Below are 15,481 nucleotides of genomic sequence, written 5' to 3'. Positions count from 1 at the left end.
CATGAGCGAATCCGTCATCGCCGCCGCGGGCGGCCACGTCGCCCAGGCCGAGCCGTCGCGCTGGGTCGCGCAATGGTCGCGGCTCGTGCCGGCCGGCGGCGCGGTGCTCGACGTCGCCGCGGGCGGCGGGCGCCATGCGCGCTGGTTCGCGTCGCGCGGGCATCCGGTCGTCGCGCTCGACCGCGATCCGGCCGCGCTGGCCGCGTTGCGGGCGATTCCCGGCGTCGATGCCCGTGCGGCCGATCTCGAAGGCGCGCCGTGGCCGCTGCCGGCCGGCGAGCGGTTTTCGGCCGTGCTCGTCACCAACTACCTGCATCGTCCGCTCTGGCCCCATCTGCTCGATGCGGTGGCGCCGGGCGGCGTGCTGATCTACGAAACCTTCGCGCAAGGAAACGAAACGGTCGGCAAACCGTCCAACCCCGCGTTCCTGCTCGCCCCGGGCGAGTTGCTGGACGCCGTGCACGGCCACCTGCGGGTGGTTGCGTACGAGGACGGTTTCGTCGCCGCGCCGCGCGAGGCGTTCGTCCAGCGTCTCAGCGCGGTGCGCGAGGGCGCGACCCCGAAGGCGGGGGCGGGAATTCCACGTTACGAACTGCCCGGCTAATCCGCTACAATCTCAACGTTTACCGGTACACATTCAATCGCGTTTCATGGCTAACGGCACCCAAGACGGCATTCAAATCCGCGGCAGCATCCCCGCGATCGTCACCCCGATGCTCGAAGACGGCAGTCTCGACCTGCCGGCGTTTCGCAAACTGATCGACTGGCACATCGCGGAAGGCACCGATGCGCTCGTCGTGGTCGGGACGAGCGGCGAGTCGGCAACGCTCAACGTCGAAGAGCACATCCTGATGATCCGCACGGCGGTCGAGCACGCGGCGAAGCGCATCCCGATCATCGCGGGCGCGGGCGGCAACTCGACCGCCGAGGCGATCGAGCTGACGAAGCACGCGAAGGCCGTCGGCGCGGACGCGACGCTGCAGGTCGTGCCGTACTACAACAAGCCGACGCAGGAAGGCATGTACCGCCATTTCCGGACGATCGCCGAAGCGGTCGACCTGCCGGTGATCCTGTACAACGTGCCGGGCCGCACGGTCGCCGACATGGCGAACGAGACGACGCTGCGCCTCGCGCAAGTGCCGGGCATCATCGGCGTGAAGGAAGCGACCGGCAACATCGATCGCGCCGCGCACCTGATCAAGGCCGCGCCGAAGCATTTCGCGATCTACAGCGGCGACGATCCGACCGCGATCGCGCTGATGCTGCTCGGCGGCCACGGCAATATCTCGGTGACGGCGAACGTCGCACCGCGTGCGATGAGCGATCTGTGCCGCGCGGCGCTGGCCGGCGACGTCCAGACGGCCCGCGCGCTGCACATGAAGCTGCTGTCGCTGCACAAGAACCTGTTCATCGAGGCGAACCCGATCCCCGTGAAGTGGGCGCTGCAGGCGATGGGCAAGATGCAGGGCGGCATCCGGCTGCCGCTCACGGCGCTCGACGAGCGCTGCCACGATGCCGTGCGTTCGGCCCTCGTCGAGGCCGGCGTCCTCTGATGCCGAGGTGGCCGCGTCCTGCGGCCGCCGGCTCGACCCCTGATCAACCCGCACCGGCCGGCTCCGTCCGGCGCCGCTCCTGACGAGCGTTCTAGCAAGACGAAGGATTTCATGAAACGTTTCGCCATTTCCTCTCGCGCCATCCAGCTGTCGGTGGTGGCGCTGGCGCTGGGCGCGCTCGCTGGCTGCGATACGCTGAACGATTACCTGGCCCCCGACCGGGTCAACTACAAGAACACCGGGTCGGCGCCGCCGCTGGCCGTGCCGAGCGACCTGAAGCCGGTGCCGACGACGCAGCAGTTCGTTGCGCCGCCGAGCAACGCCGGGCTCGGCACGCTGCCGCCGCGGGTCACGACGCAGGCCGGCAACGCGACCGACGGCATCCCGAGCGCGCAGGATCCGCTCGGCATGCACATCGAGCGCGACGGCGATCGCCGCTGGCTCGTCGTCGATGGCCGCACGCCGGAGCAGCTGTGGCCGATCCTGAAGGAGTTCTGGCAGGAGAACGGCTTCTCGCTGAAGACCGACGCGCCGTCGACCGGCATCATGGCCACCGACTGGGCCGAAAACCGCGCGAACATTCCGGACGACTGGTTCCGCCGCACGATCGGCAAGGTCATCGATTTCGCGTATTCGTCGGGCACGCGCGACCGTTTCCGCACGCTCGTGAACCGTACGTCGGACGGCAACACCGACATCTCTATCACGCACAGCGCGATGGAGGAAATGATGGTCGGCCCGCAGGGCGGCACGTCGTCGCGCTGGGAAGAGCGTCCGCGCAACCCGGTGCTCGAAGCCGTGTTCCTGTCGAAGCTGATGCAGAAGTTCGGCCTGACCGACGCCCAGGCGAAGCAGCTGCTGACCGATGCGCGCCCCGCGACGGCGCCGGCGCAGGTCAGCGACACGAGCAGCGGCGCGGCGACGCTGCAACTGGCCGAGTCGTTCGATCGCGCGTGGCTGCGCGTGGGCCTGGCGCTCGACCGCACCAACTTCACGGTCGACAATCGCGACCGCGAGAAGGGCGTGTACACCGTGCGCTATGCGAATTCGATGGAAGAGCTCAAGCGTGACGGCCTGTTCGGCAAGCTGTTCTACGGCGGCCCGTCGGCGGCGAAGCCGGGCAAGGAATATCTCGTCAACGTGCGCGCGCAGGGCGCCGGCGGCACGCAGGTCGCGGTGGTCGGTGCGAACGGCCAGATCGACAACTCGTCGGACGCGCAGCGGATCATCTCGCTGCTGCACGCTCAGCTGAACTGAGCGCGTGCGATTCGCCAGCCTCGGAAGCGGCAGCGAAGGCAATGCGCTGGTCGTCGAGGCCTCGAGCGGCACGACGACCACCCGCGTGCTGCTCGACTGCGGCTTTTCCGCCAAGGAGGTCGAGCGCCGGCTCGGCCGACTGAATCTCGCCATCGACGATCTCGATGCGATTCTCGTCACCCACGAACATAGCGACCACGTCGGCAGCGCGCTGACGCTCGCCCGCCGTGCGTCGCTGCCGCTCTACATGAGCTGGGGCACCGCGCGCGCGGTGGGCGCGGACGAGGCCGATGTCGATCTCCACGTGCTGTGGGGCGACGAGACGGCCGCGATCCGCGATCTGGCCGTGATGCCCTATACGGTCCCCCACGATGCGCGGGAGCCGCTCCAGTTCGTCTTCATGGACGGCTGCAGCCGGCTCGGCGTGCTGACGGACGTCGGGATGGCCACGCCGCACATTACGGCCGTCCTGAGCGGCTGTGACGCGCTGGTGCTCGAATCCAACCACGATACCGCGATGCTGGCCGCGAGCCGCTATCCGCAATCGCTGAAGGCGCGGATCGGCGGCAACCATGGCCACCTGAGCAACGACGCGGCGGCCGACATTCTCGCGTCGCTCGAGCGCAGCCGCCTCCAGCACCTGGTCGCGGCTCACCTGAGCCAGCAGAACAACCTGCCGGAACTGGCCCGCCGGGCGTTTGGCGGCGTGCTGGGGACGGACGGAGAGGACGTGATCGTGGCCTCGCAGGACGCGGGCTTCGACTGGCTGATGCTCGGATGAGCAGGGCAGGGCAGGGCCGCTGCTGCGGCCCGGTGCGGCTGCCGGGCGCGGTGTTCGGAAACGGCAGACGTAAAAAAACCGGCCCTCGGGCCGGTTTTTTTTCAGCTGATGCTGAAGGCTTACTGGCTTGCGCCCGAAGCCGGAGCAGCCGTCGCTGCCGAAGCAGCCGACGCCACTGCAGCAGCAGCGTCGCTCGCAGCAGCCGTTGCCGACGAAGCAGCAGCCGAAGCGTCGCTCGCAGCACCAGCAACTGCCGAAGCAGCCGACGAAGCAGCAGCAGCCGCGTCGCTTGCAGCCGACGAAGCAGCTTGATCAGCGCTCTTGTTGCAAGCAGCCAGTGCAACAGCAGCCAACAGGGAAGCTACGAGGAGGGATTTCTTCATGATCACGTCCTTTTATGGTTAAAGGTAAGCAACAGCGCGAAACAATACCGGTAATGTGCTCCAACACCGACCTGGGCCGCTGGTGGAGATGCACTTCTTAGAGCGTGAATCTTCCCTACGGCTTGGGCGGAAATTATATGCACTTTCCTATCGACCGTCGACAAATGCGGGGTCAATACGTTGTCTTTCCCATACAGAATTTGATCTGTACGGGCATACGGGGCGACTCACACTAATTCCGGCTTCCGACCCGTATCCAGCCCGCACAATACCACTCGTGCAACAAGGCTGTCATCGAGGGAACCCGGGATAGTGTTACAAACCGTTTCGCCTCCATCTGGCGTTGATTGGCCAGTTCGGGCAGCCATTCATCGGCCTGCTCGAGCGGTCCTTCCTCGCCATTAATGAAGTACGAGCGCGCGTTATACATCAATGCGGCCCTTCTGTCGAGACACACGCCACGCCGTGACGCTTGCGTGACGAACGCGGACTCGGACAACGGGCGCGCCGGCGGGTCGAAGACGACGTTCGGCTTGGGCTCGCTCAGGTAGCAACCGAGGAATTCGGCGACGTCGCGCTTGCGCCAGCGGATCGCGTCGACGATCTCGGCGACACGCTCGACCATCGCCGGAGGCAATTGCGCGGGCGTGTCGACGGCCGGTTGCTTCGGGTCGCGGTAGAGGTCGTCGCCGCCCCCGTCGCGCAGGCCGCCGCGCTCCGCGAGATAGTACAGGAACTGGGCGCCCAGTTCGCCGGCGGACGGGGCCCGGAAGCCGATCGAGCAGGTCATGCACTCGCCTTCGGCGACGCCGTCGTGCGCGATGTGCGGCGGCAGGTAGAGCATGTCGCCGGGCTCCAGCACCCATTCGTCGCTCGGCTCGAAGTTTTCGAGGATCTTCAGCGGCACGTCCGGTTGCAGCGACAGATCCTTCTGCGCGCCGACGCGCCAGCGGCGCCGGCCTTCGACCTGCAGCAGGAAGACGTCGTATGAATCGAAATGCGGGCCGACGCCGCCGCCGTCCGTCGCATACGAGATCATCAGGTCGTCCAGCCGCGCGTCGGGGATGAAGCGGAAGCGGTCGAGCAGCGCGCGCGCCGCGTCGACGTGCAGGTCGAGCCCCTGCACGAGCAGGGTCCATGCCTTGCGCGTGACGGCCGGCAGCGAGCCCGGTTCGAACGGGCCGTGCGACAGTTGCCACTTGTTACGAAAATGGGTGATGAGTCGCGATTCCGCGTCATAGTCGGCGGCGAGCTCGAACAGCGCGTCGCGCGAGACCGGTGAAGCGACGCCGGGGATCGCCTGGCGGATCAGCAGCGGCTTCTTCTGCCAGTAGCCGCGCATGAATTGCGCCGGCGTAAGACCGCCGAGCAGCGGTGTGGGAAGATCGGAAGGCGGCGCGCCGAGCGGGGCGGCAGCGGCATCCCGCGGTTCGGCTTGAGACCGGTTGCGCATCGTATAATGACAGTTGTATTTGGGAGAATTGGATGAAAATCGCAAAAAACACCGTCGTGTCGGTCACTTACAAGCTGTCGGATGCACAGGGCAATCTGATCGAGGAAAGCGACGAGCCGATGGTCTATCTGCACGGCGGCTATGATGGCACGTTCCCCAAGATCGAGGAACAGCTCGACGGCCACGAGCCGGGTTACGAGGCGCAGGTGCAGCTCGAGCCGCAGGACGCGTTCGGCGACTACGATCCGGAACTCGTGAAGGTCGAGCCGCGCGATCGTTTTCCCGAGCCGCTCGAAGTGGGCATGCAGTTCGAAGGCACGCCGGAAGACGGTGACGAGGAAGTCGACTCGCTGATCTATACGGTCACCGACATCGCCGAAGACAAGGTCGTGCTCGACGGCAATCACCCGCTGGCCGGCATGGCGCTGCGTTTCGCGCTGACCGTGAAGGATGTTCGCGAAGCCACCGAAGACGAAATCGAGCATGAGCACGCGCATGGCGCCGAAGGGCTCGAGATCGTCGACGAGGACGAAGACGAAGACGGCGAAGCGCCGTCTTCAGGGCGTACCCTGCACTGAGCTTGCAGGCAGGCCGGGCGCCGGCCCCGATGCAGGGGGCGGCGCCGGCCACGACGCGCCGCCCGGAGCGGCGCCGTCACCCTGCAGCGGCGGCGCGACCGACGACGAGTCGGGCAGTGCCGGCAGCGCGGGGATTTCCGGCATCTGCGGCAGCGGCACGTCGTCATGCGGCACGAGCGGCAGCGTGGGCGGCACCGGCAGGTTCTTCGGCACCTCCTGCAGGCTGACGTTGAAGATCGTCTGCCGCGATGGCGACACGCTCACCTTGACCCACTGATTCGCCGGATGGCGCGGGCCGATCGCGACGCGCGTCACGTTTCCTATCAGCTCCCCGTCGTCGGCACGCAGCGGCCGGTCGATCAGGAAACCGTTCGCCAGCGGTTCGCCGCTCGCGTGCATCACCAGTATCGGGCCGCGGAACGTCGCCGCCGCCTTCACCAGCGTACGTTTCAGTTCACGGAAGCCGTCGCGTACGCGCGGCCTGTTGAAACGCAGCCACGCAAAGCGTTCCGCGCGTTCGTAGCGTTCGAACTGCGGATCGCCTTCAAAAATCACCACCATCGCGCGCGCTTCGCGCCGCTTCGCGTATTCGGCCGCGTGGTCGATCCAGAAACCGTTCGCGATGATGCGATCCTCGAATTCGCCGTTGCGGCCGCCGGCCGTCAGGTAATGGTTGTTCGGTGCCGGTGCGTTGAGCGCGACGTAGACGATGTCGTCGCGCATCCAGCGGGCATTCTCGCGATATGGCCGGAACCGTGCGACTTCGCTCTCCCGCGTGATCTGCAGCGCGCCGGGGTCGGGCAATGCCGCATCGGCGAGCAGCGTCTGCCGCAGGAAGTCGAGCCGCTCGACCGGATCGTAACCGCCGCCGGCTGCCGTATTGCACGTCAACCAGTCGTCGTGGCCGGGAATGAACACGAGCGGCACGCGTGCCGAATCCAGGATCGCGCCGCGCTGTGAATACAGCGCGTCGCGGCACGCTTCCTTCGAACCCTTGAGATCGCCCGCATAGACGACGAAAGCGAGGTTGCGCTCGCGCGCGATCGCATCGAGCAGCCGCTGGGCGGACGGTTCGTCCGCCGGGCCGTTGATGACGCCCGACACGACCGCGAACGAGTAGGGCGCGGCGGTGCGCTTCGGCGGTGCAGCCTGCGCGCCGGCCTGCACGAGCACGAGTACCGCCGCGACGAGCGCGGCGGCCGCGCGAGCCGGCAGGCCCGGCGAGACGCGTTCAAGCGTGGCCGTCGGCATCGTGCGACCGGACCAGCGTGCGCAGTTCGTACAGCAGGTCGAGCGCCTCGCGCGGCTTGAGATCGTCGGGATCGATGTCGCGCAGCTTGTCGAGCGCCGGATGCGTCGTGTCCGGCAACGCCGGCGCATCCGCGCATTCGAGATCGTCGACGACCGCCTGCGGCGCGCTGAACAGGTCGAGTTGCGGCGTGTGCTGCGATGCCGACTGCTGTTCGAGATACGCGAGGTGCTTGCGTGCGGCGCGGATCACCGGGGCCGGGACGCCGGCGAGCTGCGCGACCTGCAGGCCGTAGCTCTGGTTCGCCGGGCCTTCGTTGACCGCGTGCAGGAACACGATGCCGTGGCCGTGTTCGACGGCCGACAGGTGGACGTTGGCCGCTTGCGGGAATTCGGCCGGCAACTGGGTCAGCTCGAAGTAGTGTGTCGCGAACAGCGTGTAGCACGCGTTGTGCGCGAGCAGATGGCGGGCGATCGCCCACGCGAGTGCGAGGCCGTCGAACGTCGACGTGCCACGCCCGATCTCGTCCATCAGCACGAGGCTTTGCGGTGTCGCATCGTTGAGGATGGCCGCGGCTTCGGTCATCTCGACCATGAACGTCGAACGGCCGCCCGCGAGATCGTCGGCTGCGCCGATGCGCGTGAAGATCCGGTCGATCGGGCCGAAGCACGCCGACTTCGCCGGCACGTAGCTGCCGACGTAAGCCATCAGCGCGATCAGCGCGGTCTGCCGCATGAACGTCGATTTACCGCCCATGTTCGGGCCGGTGATCAGCAGCAGCTTGCGCTCGGGCCCGAACCGGCAGTCGTTCGCGATGAACTGCTCGACCTGCGCTTCGACGACCGGGTGGCGCCCCTGTTCGATGTCGATGCCGATCTCGTCGGTGAAGGTGGGCGCGACCCAGTCGAGTGCGCGTGCACGTTCGGCGAAGGCGGCGAGCAGGTCGAGCTCGGCGAGTGCCGACGCGACGCGCTGGCATTCGGGGATGAACGGCAGCAGTGCCTGCAGCACCGAGTCGTACAGCGCGCGCTCGCGCGCGAGCGCGCGTTCCTGCGCGGACAACGCCTTGTCCTCGAAGGTTTTCAGTTCGGGCGTGATGTAGCGCTCGGCGTTCTTCAGCGTCTGGCGGCGGCGGTAATCGTCGGGCACCTTGTCCGTCTGGCCGCGCGTGACCTCGATGTAGAAGCCGTGCACCTTGTTGTATTCGACGCGCAGATTCGCGATGCCGGTGCGCGCGCGTTCGCGCGCTTCGAGGTCGATCAGGAACTGCCCGCAGTTCTCCGAGATGTCGCGCAGTTCGTCGAGTTCCGCGTCGTAGCCGCGCGCGATCACGCCGCCGTCGCGCACCATCGCGGCAGGCTCGGGCGCAATCGCGCTGGTGAGCAGGTCGAGGCATTCCGCGGGCGGTGCGAGCGCCGCGTCGACGCGCGTGAGCGCATCGGCATTCGCGACGATCGCGCTGATGCGCTCGCGCAGTGCCGGCAGCGCGGCGAACGTATCGCGCAGGCTCGACAGGTCGCGCGGGCGCGCGGACAGCAGCGCGAGCCGCCCGGTGATCCGTTCGACGTCGGCGATCTGGCGCAGCGCGCCGCGCAGCGCGTCGAGGCTCGCGTTCGCCGGCGCATCGAGCAGCGCGCCGATTGCCTGCTGGCGCGATTGCGCGGCGACCGACGCGCGGGGCGGGTGATGCAGCCAGTGACGCAGCAGGCGGCTGCCCATCGTCGTGCAGCAGGTGTCGAGCAGCGAATACAGCGTCGGCGATTCGGTGCCGCGCAGCGTCTCGGTTAGTTCGAGGTTGCGGCGCGTGGCCGGATCGAGTCCGATGTATTCGGTTTCGTTCTCGACCTTCAGGCTGCGCACGTGCCGCAACTGCTGGCCTTGCGTGGCTGCCGCATAGAGCAGCAGCGCGCCGGCTGCGCCGCACGCGCTCGTCAGCGAATGCGCGCCGAATCCGTCGAGGCTCGCGACGTCGAGCTGGTCGCACAGGCGCTGCGTGCCCGATGCGATGTCGAAGTGCCAGGCCGGCACGCGCTTGCTCGCGCCGGCACTTGCGGGCACGGCGTCGGTCGCACCGTCCGGCGTCAGGATTTCGGCCGGCCGGATGCGCTCGAGCGCGGCTGCGAGCTGATCGGGTTCGATTTCGGCGAGCCGCAGCGCGCCGCTGGCGAGGTTCAGCCAGGCGAGGCCGACATTGACCGTGACGCCGCGCTTGTTGTGGCCCGTGCACATCGCGAGCAGGTACACGTCGTTCTTGTCGGACAGCAGCGCGGCATCGGTCAGCGTGCCGGGCGTGACGACACGCACGACCTTGCGCTCGACCGGCCCCTTCGATGTGGCAGGGTCGCCGATCTGCTCGCAGATCGCGACCGATTCGCCCATCTTCACGAGCTTCGCCAGATACTGTTCGACTGCGTGATGCGGCACGCCGGCCATCTTGATCGGCGTGCCGGCCGACGCGCCGCGCTGCGTGAGGGTCAGGTCGAGCAGGCGTGCGGCCTTTTCCGCGTCCTCGAAGAACAGCTCGTAGAAGTCGCCCATCCGGTAGAAGACGAGTGTGTCGGGATGATCGGCCTTGATGCGCAGGTACTGCTGCATCATTGGAGTATGGCCGGCGAAGGCTTCGGGCGACAGCGTGGTCATAGGTCAGGCGGGAAGTTGTTGCTTGGGTTGCACGAGTTTACCAGTCGCGTCCACGTGCACGCGCGAAGTTCGCCGTTTGGCCAGGTGCGGGCGAGGGAGCGTGGCAGATCACGTGTCCGAATAGTTGGACGATGACGCTCGGATGGGACGACAATCGTCCGGAAGGGTGGGCAAGTTGATTGCCGATTTCCGCTATTGGATCTTGCGCTGTTTGGCCGGCAGTCAACGCGTCGTCAATGGAGAAAAAGCGCCCATGTCAGCAGTCGACTTGGAAGCACGTCTCACGAGTATCGTGCGCCAATCGGAATGGTTCTGGGCGGCACTCGTCGCCACGCGTAGCCTGAAGCTCACCTCATGGTGTATTGGGGCAGGAGCGGTACGCAACCTGGTGTGGGATGAACTGCACGCGTTTCGGACGCCGTCTGCGCTATCGGACATCGATGTTGCTTACTTTGACTCGACCGATTTCTCCGCCGCACGGGACGCGCGCTTCAAGCTTCGTTTGACCGACATGCTTCCCGGTGTGCGCTGGGAGGTAACCAATCAGGCCGCCGTTCACCTCTGGTTCGAGCGAACCTTTGGCCATCCAGTTTCACCACTGGGTTCGCTGGAGGAGTCAGTCGCGTCGTGGCCCGAATTTGCGACCTCGGTCGGGGTCGTGCTTCGTGATGACGACTCGGTCGACGTTATTGCGCCTCATGGGCTGGACGATCTTTTTTCAATGGTCATTCGGCGCAACCCACGGCGAGTGAGTGTCGAGACATATCGAAAGCGTGTAGCGGAAAAGCAATACCGAAAGCGCTGGCCTCGAGTTGTCATCGTACCTTGCTGATTATCCGAGGCGTACCGGTGTCACTGGCGCATTCAATAGGTGTTGCGGGCGTGGTGGGGCTGGGCCTATCGGCTCCGCACGTTGATTGCGGGAAGTTCGAATACATGCATCTGTTTCCAGCGCCCTGAGGTGTTTTCAAGCAAAGACACGGAACTACACCGCGTTCGAATCGGCGCAAGCATGCGCAGACGTTCTTCCAGCGCGATGGCTGCGGAATTTGCGGTTGCGGCGTCACCGTGCGCGACAGTCAGATGCGGAATCGTGCCATCGTGTACGCCGCCGTACGGACGATATCCGGGAAAGCGTTCGACTAAAGCAGTTGTCAGTGCGACGAACGGCTCGGCAGGGTCGGGGGTGAGATAGGTGGTGGTCGGAAACCGACCAATCTGCGTCAACGAAAAATCGAACGATGGCACAAAGCTCAACGCGCTTTCGGATTGTCGTATTACGGTCGACGTAATTTCGTCGGGTGACATGAAAGGGAACAGAAGCGTGATATGTGGCGGGACGCCCAGGCTTGCAGAAGCATCGAAGCGCCGCCGCAGGTCGGCGACTGCAGGTTCGGCTGCGGAAACTTCGACGACAAACGCTGTCGTGACCATACTGCGATCCTCTTTTGGCGGCCGCCGCATTGCGGCAATACGGTAGGAATGCGGTGGCGTAGCTTGCAGCGTAACCTTCCGATCAGAGCCTTAACAGTGCGGATAATCAGGCCCCCATTTCATCGAAGACACCAGCCGCCCGTTACCGGAGACTGCAGGCGATTTCGTCCGCCGAAGAGTGCCGCAAACTGTGAAACGTTTGGCACGCCACCTGCTCCAGTGACTCGGCCGTTTTAATCGCCTGTTCTCTCGGGACTTACACCAATCAACCTCTCTAAACTGAAACTTAGACAAGTTTCAAGGAGGGGAGCGTGCTAGTCTGAAACGGCAATATATAAAAACGCAGTGAGTTACGGGGCACAACCATGAAGCAGGCCATACAGGACGCGGGGGGCGCGTGCGCGCAGAATACCCTGGTGCCGCACGTTACGGCGGTCGCGGATGAGTCGGAGCGGATCAATTGGATCGAGCTTTGCGCTCGCGTGGCGTCGGTCACCGTGCTGGGCGTATTTGCCTATCTGATCTATATACCGTGGCGATCGGACCCGAGCCGGATCACGCTGATCCTGCTGCTGGTTTCCGCGGTACTGACCGTCGGCATGTCGGCTTTTGCGAAACTGCCGAAACAGCGCGACTGGCATCCCGTCGCGGTGTGCTTTTCTCTGGGCGGCTCGTTCTACTGCCTGACCTATCAGCTGACCGCCAGTACCCAACTGATTCCGGAGTGGGCGGGGGGCACCTGGCAAATTATCGGGATCGCGTGGCAGCTGTTCGCCAAACTGTCGCTCGGGCGCTCGTTCGGCTTGCTGCCGGCGAATCGCGGGGTCGTCTCGACCGGCGCGTACCGGTTCATGCGGCACCCGATCTACACCGGTTATCTGTTGTCCGAAATCGGCTTCCTGCTGGCTAACTTCAGCACCCGAAACCTGGTCACGATCGGCGTCTGGATGCTGTTGCAGATCGGCCGAATCAGCATGGAAGAACGGGTGCTGTCGGAAGACGCCGATTATCGCGCGTACAAGGCGACAGTCCGGTACCGGCTGATTCCGGGCGTGTTTTGACGGGAATGCGGAAAGCGCGCAATGGCCGAGCGTCGACGAAGCGCACCCGTGCGGCAGACATGAAAAAAGTCGGCGCGCTCAGGTCACGGACCTTCGCGCGCCGACCCCTTCCGGCCTGTCAGGACGTGTGCCCCGACGTCATGCTGAGTGCGACCGCCTGCGCGACTTCGATGCCGTCGATGGCGGCCGAATAGATGCCGCCCGCATATCCGGCGCCTTCGCCGGCCGGATACAGGCCTTCGACGTTCATGCTCTGGTAGTCGTCCTTGCGTCGAATCCGGATCGGTGAAGACGTGCGTGTCTCCACGCCGGTCAGCACGGCGTCGTGCATCGCGAAGCCGGCGATCTTCTTGTCGATCTCGGGCAGGGCTTCACGGATGGCTTCGATCACGTAGTCCGGCAGCGCGGTGCTGAGGTCGGTCGGATTCACGCCGGGCTTGTACGACGGCTCCACGGAACCCAGCGAGGTCGACGGCCGGCCTGCGATGAAATCGCCGACCAGCTGGCCCGGCGCGCGGTAGTCGCCGCCGCCGAGTTCGAACGCGCGTTCCTCCCATTTGCGCTGGAACGCGATGCCCGCCAGCGGGCCGCCGGGATAGTCGTCCGGCGTGATGCCGACGACGATGCCGGCGTTCGCATTGCGCTCGGCGCGCGAATACTGGCTCATCCCGTTGGTGACGACGCGGCCCGGCTCGGAGGTCGCCGCGACCACCGTGCCGCCCGGGCACATGCAGAAGCTGTAGACGGCCCGGCCGTTACTGCAGTGATGGACCACCTTGTAGTCGGCCGCGCCGAGCTGCTTGTGGCCCGCAAACTTGCCGAAGCGGCTGCGGTCGATCAGCCCCTGCGGATGTTCGATCCGGAAACCCAGCGAGAACGGCTTCGCCTCGATATGGACGCCGCGATCGTGCAGCATCTGGAACGTGTCGCGCGCGCTGTGGCCGACGGCCAGCACGACATGGTCGCACCGGAGCGTTTCGCCGTTCGACAGCTTGAGCGAGCGCACCTTGCCCTGGTCGATCTCGATGTCGTCGACCCGCGTTTCGAAACGCACTTCGCCACCGAGTTCGTGGATGGACGCGCGCATCTTTTCCACCATGCTGACGAGGCGGAACGTGCCGATGTGCGGCCGGCTCAGGTACAGGATGTCTTCCGGCGCGCCGGCCTTGACGAACTCGTCCAGCACCTTGCGGCCATAGTGGTGGGGATCCTTGATCTGGCTGTACAGCTTGCCGTCGGAAAAGGTCCCGGCGCCGCCTTCGCCGAACTGCACGTTGGATTCGGGGTTGAGCACGCTCTTGCGCCACAGGCCGAAGGTGTCCTTGGTGCGCTCGCGCACGGCCTTGCCGCGTTCGAGGATGATGGGGCGGAAGCCCATCTGCGCGAGGATCAGGCCCGCGAACAGGCCGCACGGCCCCATGCCGATGACGACCGGGCGCAGGAAATCGGCGCGCTCGGGCGCCTTCGCGACGAAGTGGTAGGCCATGTCGGGCGTCACGCCGCAATGCGGCTTGCCGGCGATGCGCTCGAGCGCGGCCGCTTCGTCCTTGACCTTGAGATCGACGATATACGTGAGCTTGATGTCCGAACGCTTGCGCGCATCGTGCGCGCGACGGAACACGGTGTAACGGAGGAGCGCGTCCGCCGCCACGCCGAGCTCGGCGAGGCGCGCGCGAATCGCGGCCTCGAGCGCGCTTTCGGGGTGGTCGAGGGGGAGTTTGATTTCGCTTAGCCGTAACATGGGGACTCGGATGCGATTGCCACGGCGCCGTGGCGATGTTGATACAGGGGGGGCCGGCATGCCGATGACGGCGTTGTTCGCCGCGCGCGCCTGCCGGGCGCAAACCATTCGTTGTCGTTACGGGCAAGCGGTGCGAGCGGCAGCGCGCCGGCCCGTCCGGACAACTCGGGCAACTTCAGGATAGGCGCACGAAGCGCGCCTTGCGCACGGAAGATTACCGCGCCTCCCGGGTGACCGGGAGGCGGACGGCACGCGATCCTGGCGATGCCCACGAGCGTTTGCGCGAAAGCCGCGCCATGCGGGCGCGGCCCGGGCGTTTACTCCGCTGCCGGATGCAAGCGGCTGTAGCGGTTGAGGATCGGGATCATCTGCGCGTAGATCTTCGGGTTCGCCGCGACGATCTCATGACGATGCAGGAAATCGGCGTCGCCCGTGTAGTTGCCGACGAGGCCGCCGGCCTCGGTGATCAGCAGGCTGCCCGCCGCCATGTCCCACACGTTGATGCCCTGCTCGAAGAACGCGTCGAGGCGGCCGGCCGCGACGTTCGCGAGATCGAGTGCCGCCGCGCCCGGGCGGCGCAGGCCCGTGCAGGCCTGCGTCATTTCGGTGAAGAGGCGTGCGTATGCGTCGAGGCCGTCCTTCTCGCGGAACGGGAAGCCGGTGCCGACCAGGGCGTCCGCCAGGCGGTCGCGGCGGCCGACGCGGATGCGGCGATCGTTCAGGTACGCGCCGCGGCCGCGCGTGGCCGTGAACAGGTCGTTCTTGTTCGGATCGTAGACGACGGCCTGCGTGACGACGCCCTTGTGCTCGAGCGCGATCGACACGCAGTAGTACGGAAAGCCGTGGATGAAGTTGGTCGTGCCGTCGAGCGGATCGATGATCCACTTGAATTCGGATTCGTTGTCGGATTCGCCCGATTCTTCCGCGAGGATCGCGTGATCGGGGTAGGCGGTCTTCAGCGTCTCGATGATCGCCTCTTCGGCGGCCTTGTCCACTTCGGTGACGAAGTCGTTCTGCTGCTTCTTGCGGATCTCGATCAGGTCGAGATCGAGGGACGCGCGGTTGATGATCTGTCCGGCGCGGCGCGCAGCCTTGACAGCGATGTTGAGCATGGGATGCATGGGCCTGGATCCTGTAGCCGGCGGCACGGGCCGCCACGAAGTGGAACAACCGCCCGGAACGGCGCAAGCATGCCGGGCGAGGTGAGACGCGAATTGACAAAGAGCGGGGTACGACCCGCGCCGCACGGTGTGCGACGCGTAAAGGCATGATTTTACCCGATTTTTGACGGTTTCAGGCGACCGGGATACGGGGAAACCCCCACTGTCCGTCCGGACGAGTGGGTTTGCCG

Annotated in this window: 14 protein-coding genes and 1 pseudogene; 8 read left to right on the top strand and 7 right to left on the bottom strand. The window is 65.9% G+C overall.

The window, feature by feature from the left end; genetic code table 11:
• The first annotated feature begins 1 nt into the window (after position 1).
• From VXM69_RS30855 to VXM69_RS30835, 5 genes are all read left to right on the top strand, one after another.
• Positions 2-604 carry a bifunctional 2-polyprenyl-6-hydroxyphenol methylase/3-demethylubiquinol 3-O-methyltransferase UbiG gene (locus tag VXM69_RS30855; RefSeq protein WP_175027430.1) on the top strand — a complete coding sequence of 201 codons (603 nt, stop codon included), beginning with the start codon at positions 2-4 and terminating at the stop codon, positions 602-604.
• A 46-nt stretch (positions 605-650) separates the two neighbouring features.
• Positions 651-1,553 (top strand): 4-hydroxy-tetrahydrodipicolinate synthase, encoded by a 903-nt coding sequence (gene dapA / locus VXM69_RS30850; RefSeq protein ID WP_034188917.1) that lies wholly within the window; start codon positions 651-653, stop codon positions 1,551-1,553.
• A 111-nt stretch (positions 1,554-1,664) separates the two neighbouring features.
• A complete protein-coding gene (gene bamC, locus VXM69_RS30845; RefSeq protein ID WP_034188916.1) occupies positions 1,665-2,810 on the top strand; it encodes an outer membrane protein assembly factor BamC in 1,146 nt (381 codons plus the stop codon).
• 4 nt (positions 2,811-2,814) lie between these two features.
• Positions 2,815-3,591: an MBL fold metallo-hydrolase gene (locus VXM69_RS30840; protein WP_367189728.1), complete on the top strand. Its 777-nt coding sequence runs from the start codon at positions 2,815-2,817 to the stop codon at positions 3,589-3,591.
• Between the two features lie 108 nt (positions 3,592-3,699).
• A complete protein-coding gene (locus tag VXM69_RS30835) occupies positions 3,700-3,903 on the top strand; it encodes a hypothetical protein (RefSeq protein ID WP_006487056.1) in 204 nt (67 codons plus the stop codon).
• Here the strand turns inward: VXM69_RS30835 and VXM69_RS30830 are convergent.
• Both VXM69_RS30830 and VXM69_RS30825 read right to left on the bottom strand, forming a co-directional pair.
• Positions 3,904-4,150, bottom strand: a pseudogene (locus VXM69_RS30830) (hypothetical protein). It lies immediately after the preceding gene.
• Between the two features lie 56 nt (positions 4,151-4,206).
• Positions 4,207-5,427 carry a cupin domain-containing protein gene (locus VXM69_RS30825; protein WP_124609699.1) on the bottom strand — a complete coding sequence of 407 codons (1,221 nt, stop codon included), beginning with the start codon at positions 5,425-5,427 and terminating at the stop codon, positions 4,207-4,209.
• A 32-nt stretch (positions 5,428-5,459) separates the two neighbouring features.
• Here VXM69_RS30825 and VXM69_RS30820 point away from each other — a divergent pair, with 32 nt between their 5' ends.
• Entirely contained in the window at positions 5,460-6,005 is a 546-nt protein-coding gene (locus VXM69_RS30820; protein ID WP_034188913.1) for a peptidylprolyl isomerase, read from the top strand.
• On the opposite strand, the gene VXM69_RS30815 is transcribed toward VXM69_RS30820, so the two are convergent.
• Together VXM69_RS30815 and mutS are read right to left on the bottom strand one after the other, a co-directional pair.
• Positions 5,985-7,256: a hypothetical protein gene (locus tag VXM69_RS30815; RefSeq protein WP_367189727.1), complete on the bottom strand. Its 1,272-nt coding sequence runs from the start codon at positions 7,254-7,256 to the stop codon at positions 5,985-5,987. The genes VXM69_RS30820 and VXM69_RS30815 overlap by 21 nt on opposite strands.
• Positions 7,237-9,894 (bottom strand): DNA mismatch repair protein MutS, encoded by a 2,658-nt coding sequence (gene mutS, locus VXM69_RS30810; protein WP_175027432.1) that lies wholly within the window; start codon positions 9,892-9,894, stop codon positions 7,237-7,239. Before mutS ends, VXM69_RS30815 begins: the two co-directional genes overlap by 20 nt.
• Positions 9,895-10,060: 166 nt before the next feature.
• Between mutS and VXM69_RS30805 the strand changes: the two genes are divergently transcribed.
• Entirely contained in the window at positions 10,061-10,726 is a 666-nt protein-coding gene (locus VXM69_RS30805) for a nucleotidyltransferase family protein (protein ID WP_319001520.1), read from the top strand.
• Positions 10,727-10,791: 65 nt separating this feature from the next.
• Here VXM69_RS30805 and VXM69_RS30800 read toward each other — a convergent pair whose 3' ends face one another.
• On the bottom strand, positions 10,792-11,328 hold the full coding sequence (locus VXM69_RS30800; RefSeq protein ID WP_082744779.1) for a 2'-5' RNA ligase family protein: 537 nt from the start codon (positions 11,326-11,328) through the stop codon (positions 10,792-10,794).
• A gap of 365 nt (positions 11,329-11,693) precedes the next feature.
• Between VXM69_RS30800 and VXM69_RS30795 the strand changes: the two genes are divergently transcribed.
• The gene (locus tag VXM69_RS30795) at positions 11,694-12,389 is read left to right on the top strand and encodes an isoprenylcysteine carboxylmethyltransferase family protein (protein WP_034188910.1); all 696 of its coding nucleotides are present in this window, start codon (positions 11,694-11,696) and stop codon (positions 12,387-12,389) included.
• A gap of 118 nt (positions 12,390-12,507) precedes the next feature.
• On the opposite strand, the gene VXM69_RS30790 is transcribed toward VXM69_RS30795, so the two are convergent.
• Positions 12,508-14,130: an NAD(P)/FAD-dependent oxidoreductase gene (locus tag VXM69_RS30790; protein WP_367189726.1), complete on the bottom strand. Its 1,623-nt coding sequence runs from the start codon at positions 14,128-14,130 to the stop codon at positions 12,508-12,510.
• A 317-nt stretch (positions 14,131-14,447) separates the two neighbouring features.
• On the bottom strand, positions 14,448-15,251 hold the full coding sequence (locus VXM69_RS30785; protein WP_034188908.1) for an inositol monophosphatase family protein: 804 nt from the start codon (positions 15,249-15,251) through the stop codon (positions 14,448-14,450).
• Positions 15,252-15,481 lie beyond the last annotated feature (230 nt).

The sequence above is a fragment of the Burkholderia sp. Ed8 genome (assembly GCF_040761425.1).
GTDB classification, from domain to species: Bacteria; Pseudomonadota; Gammaproteobacteria; order Burkholderiales; family Burkholderiaceae; genus Burkholderia; species Burkholderia seminalis.
This window is presented reverse-complemented; position numbering and strand designations above follow the sequence as displayed.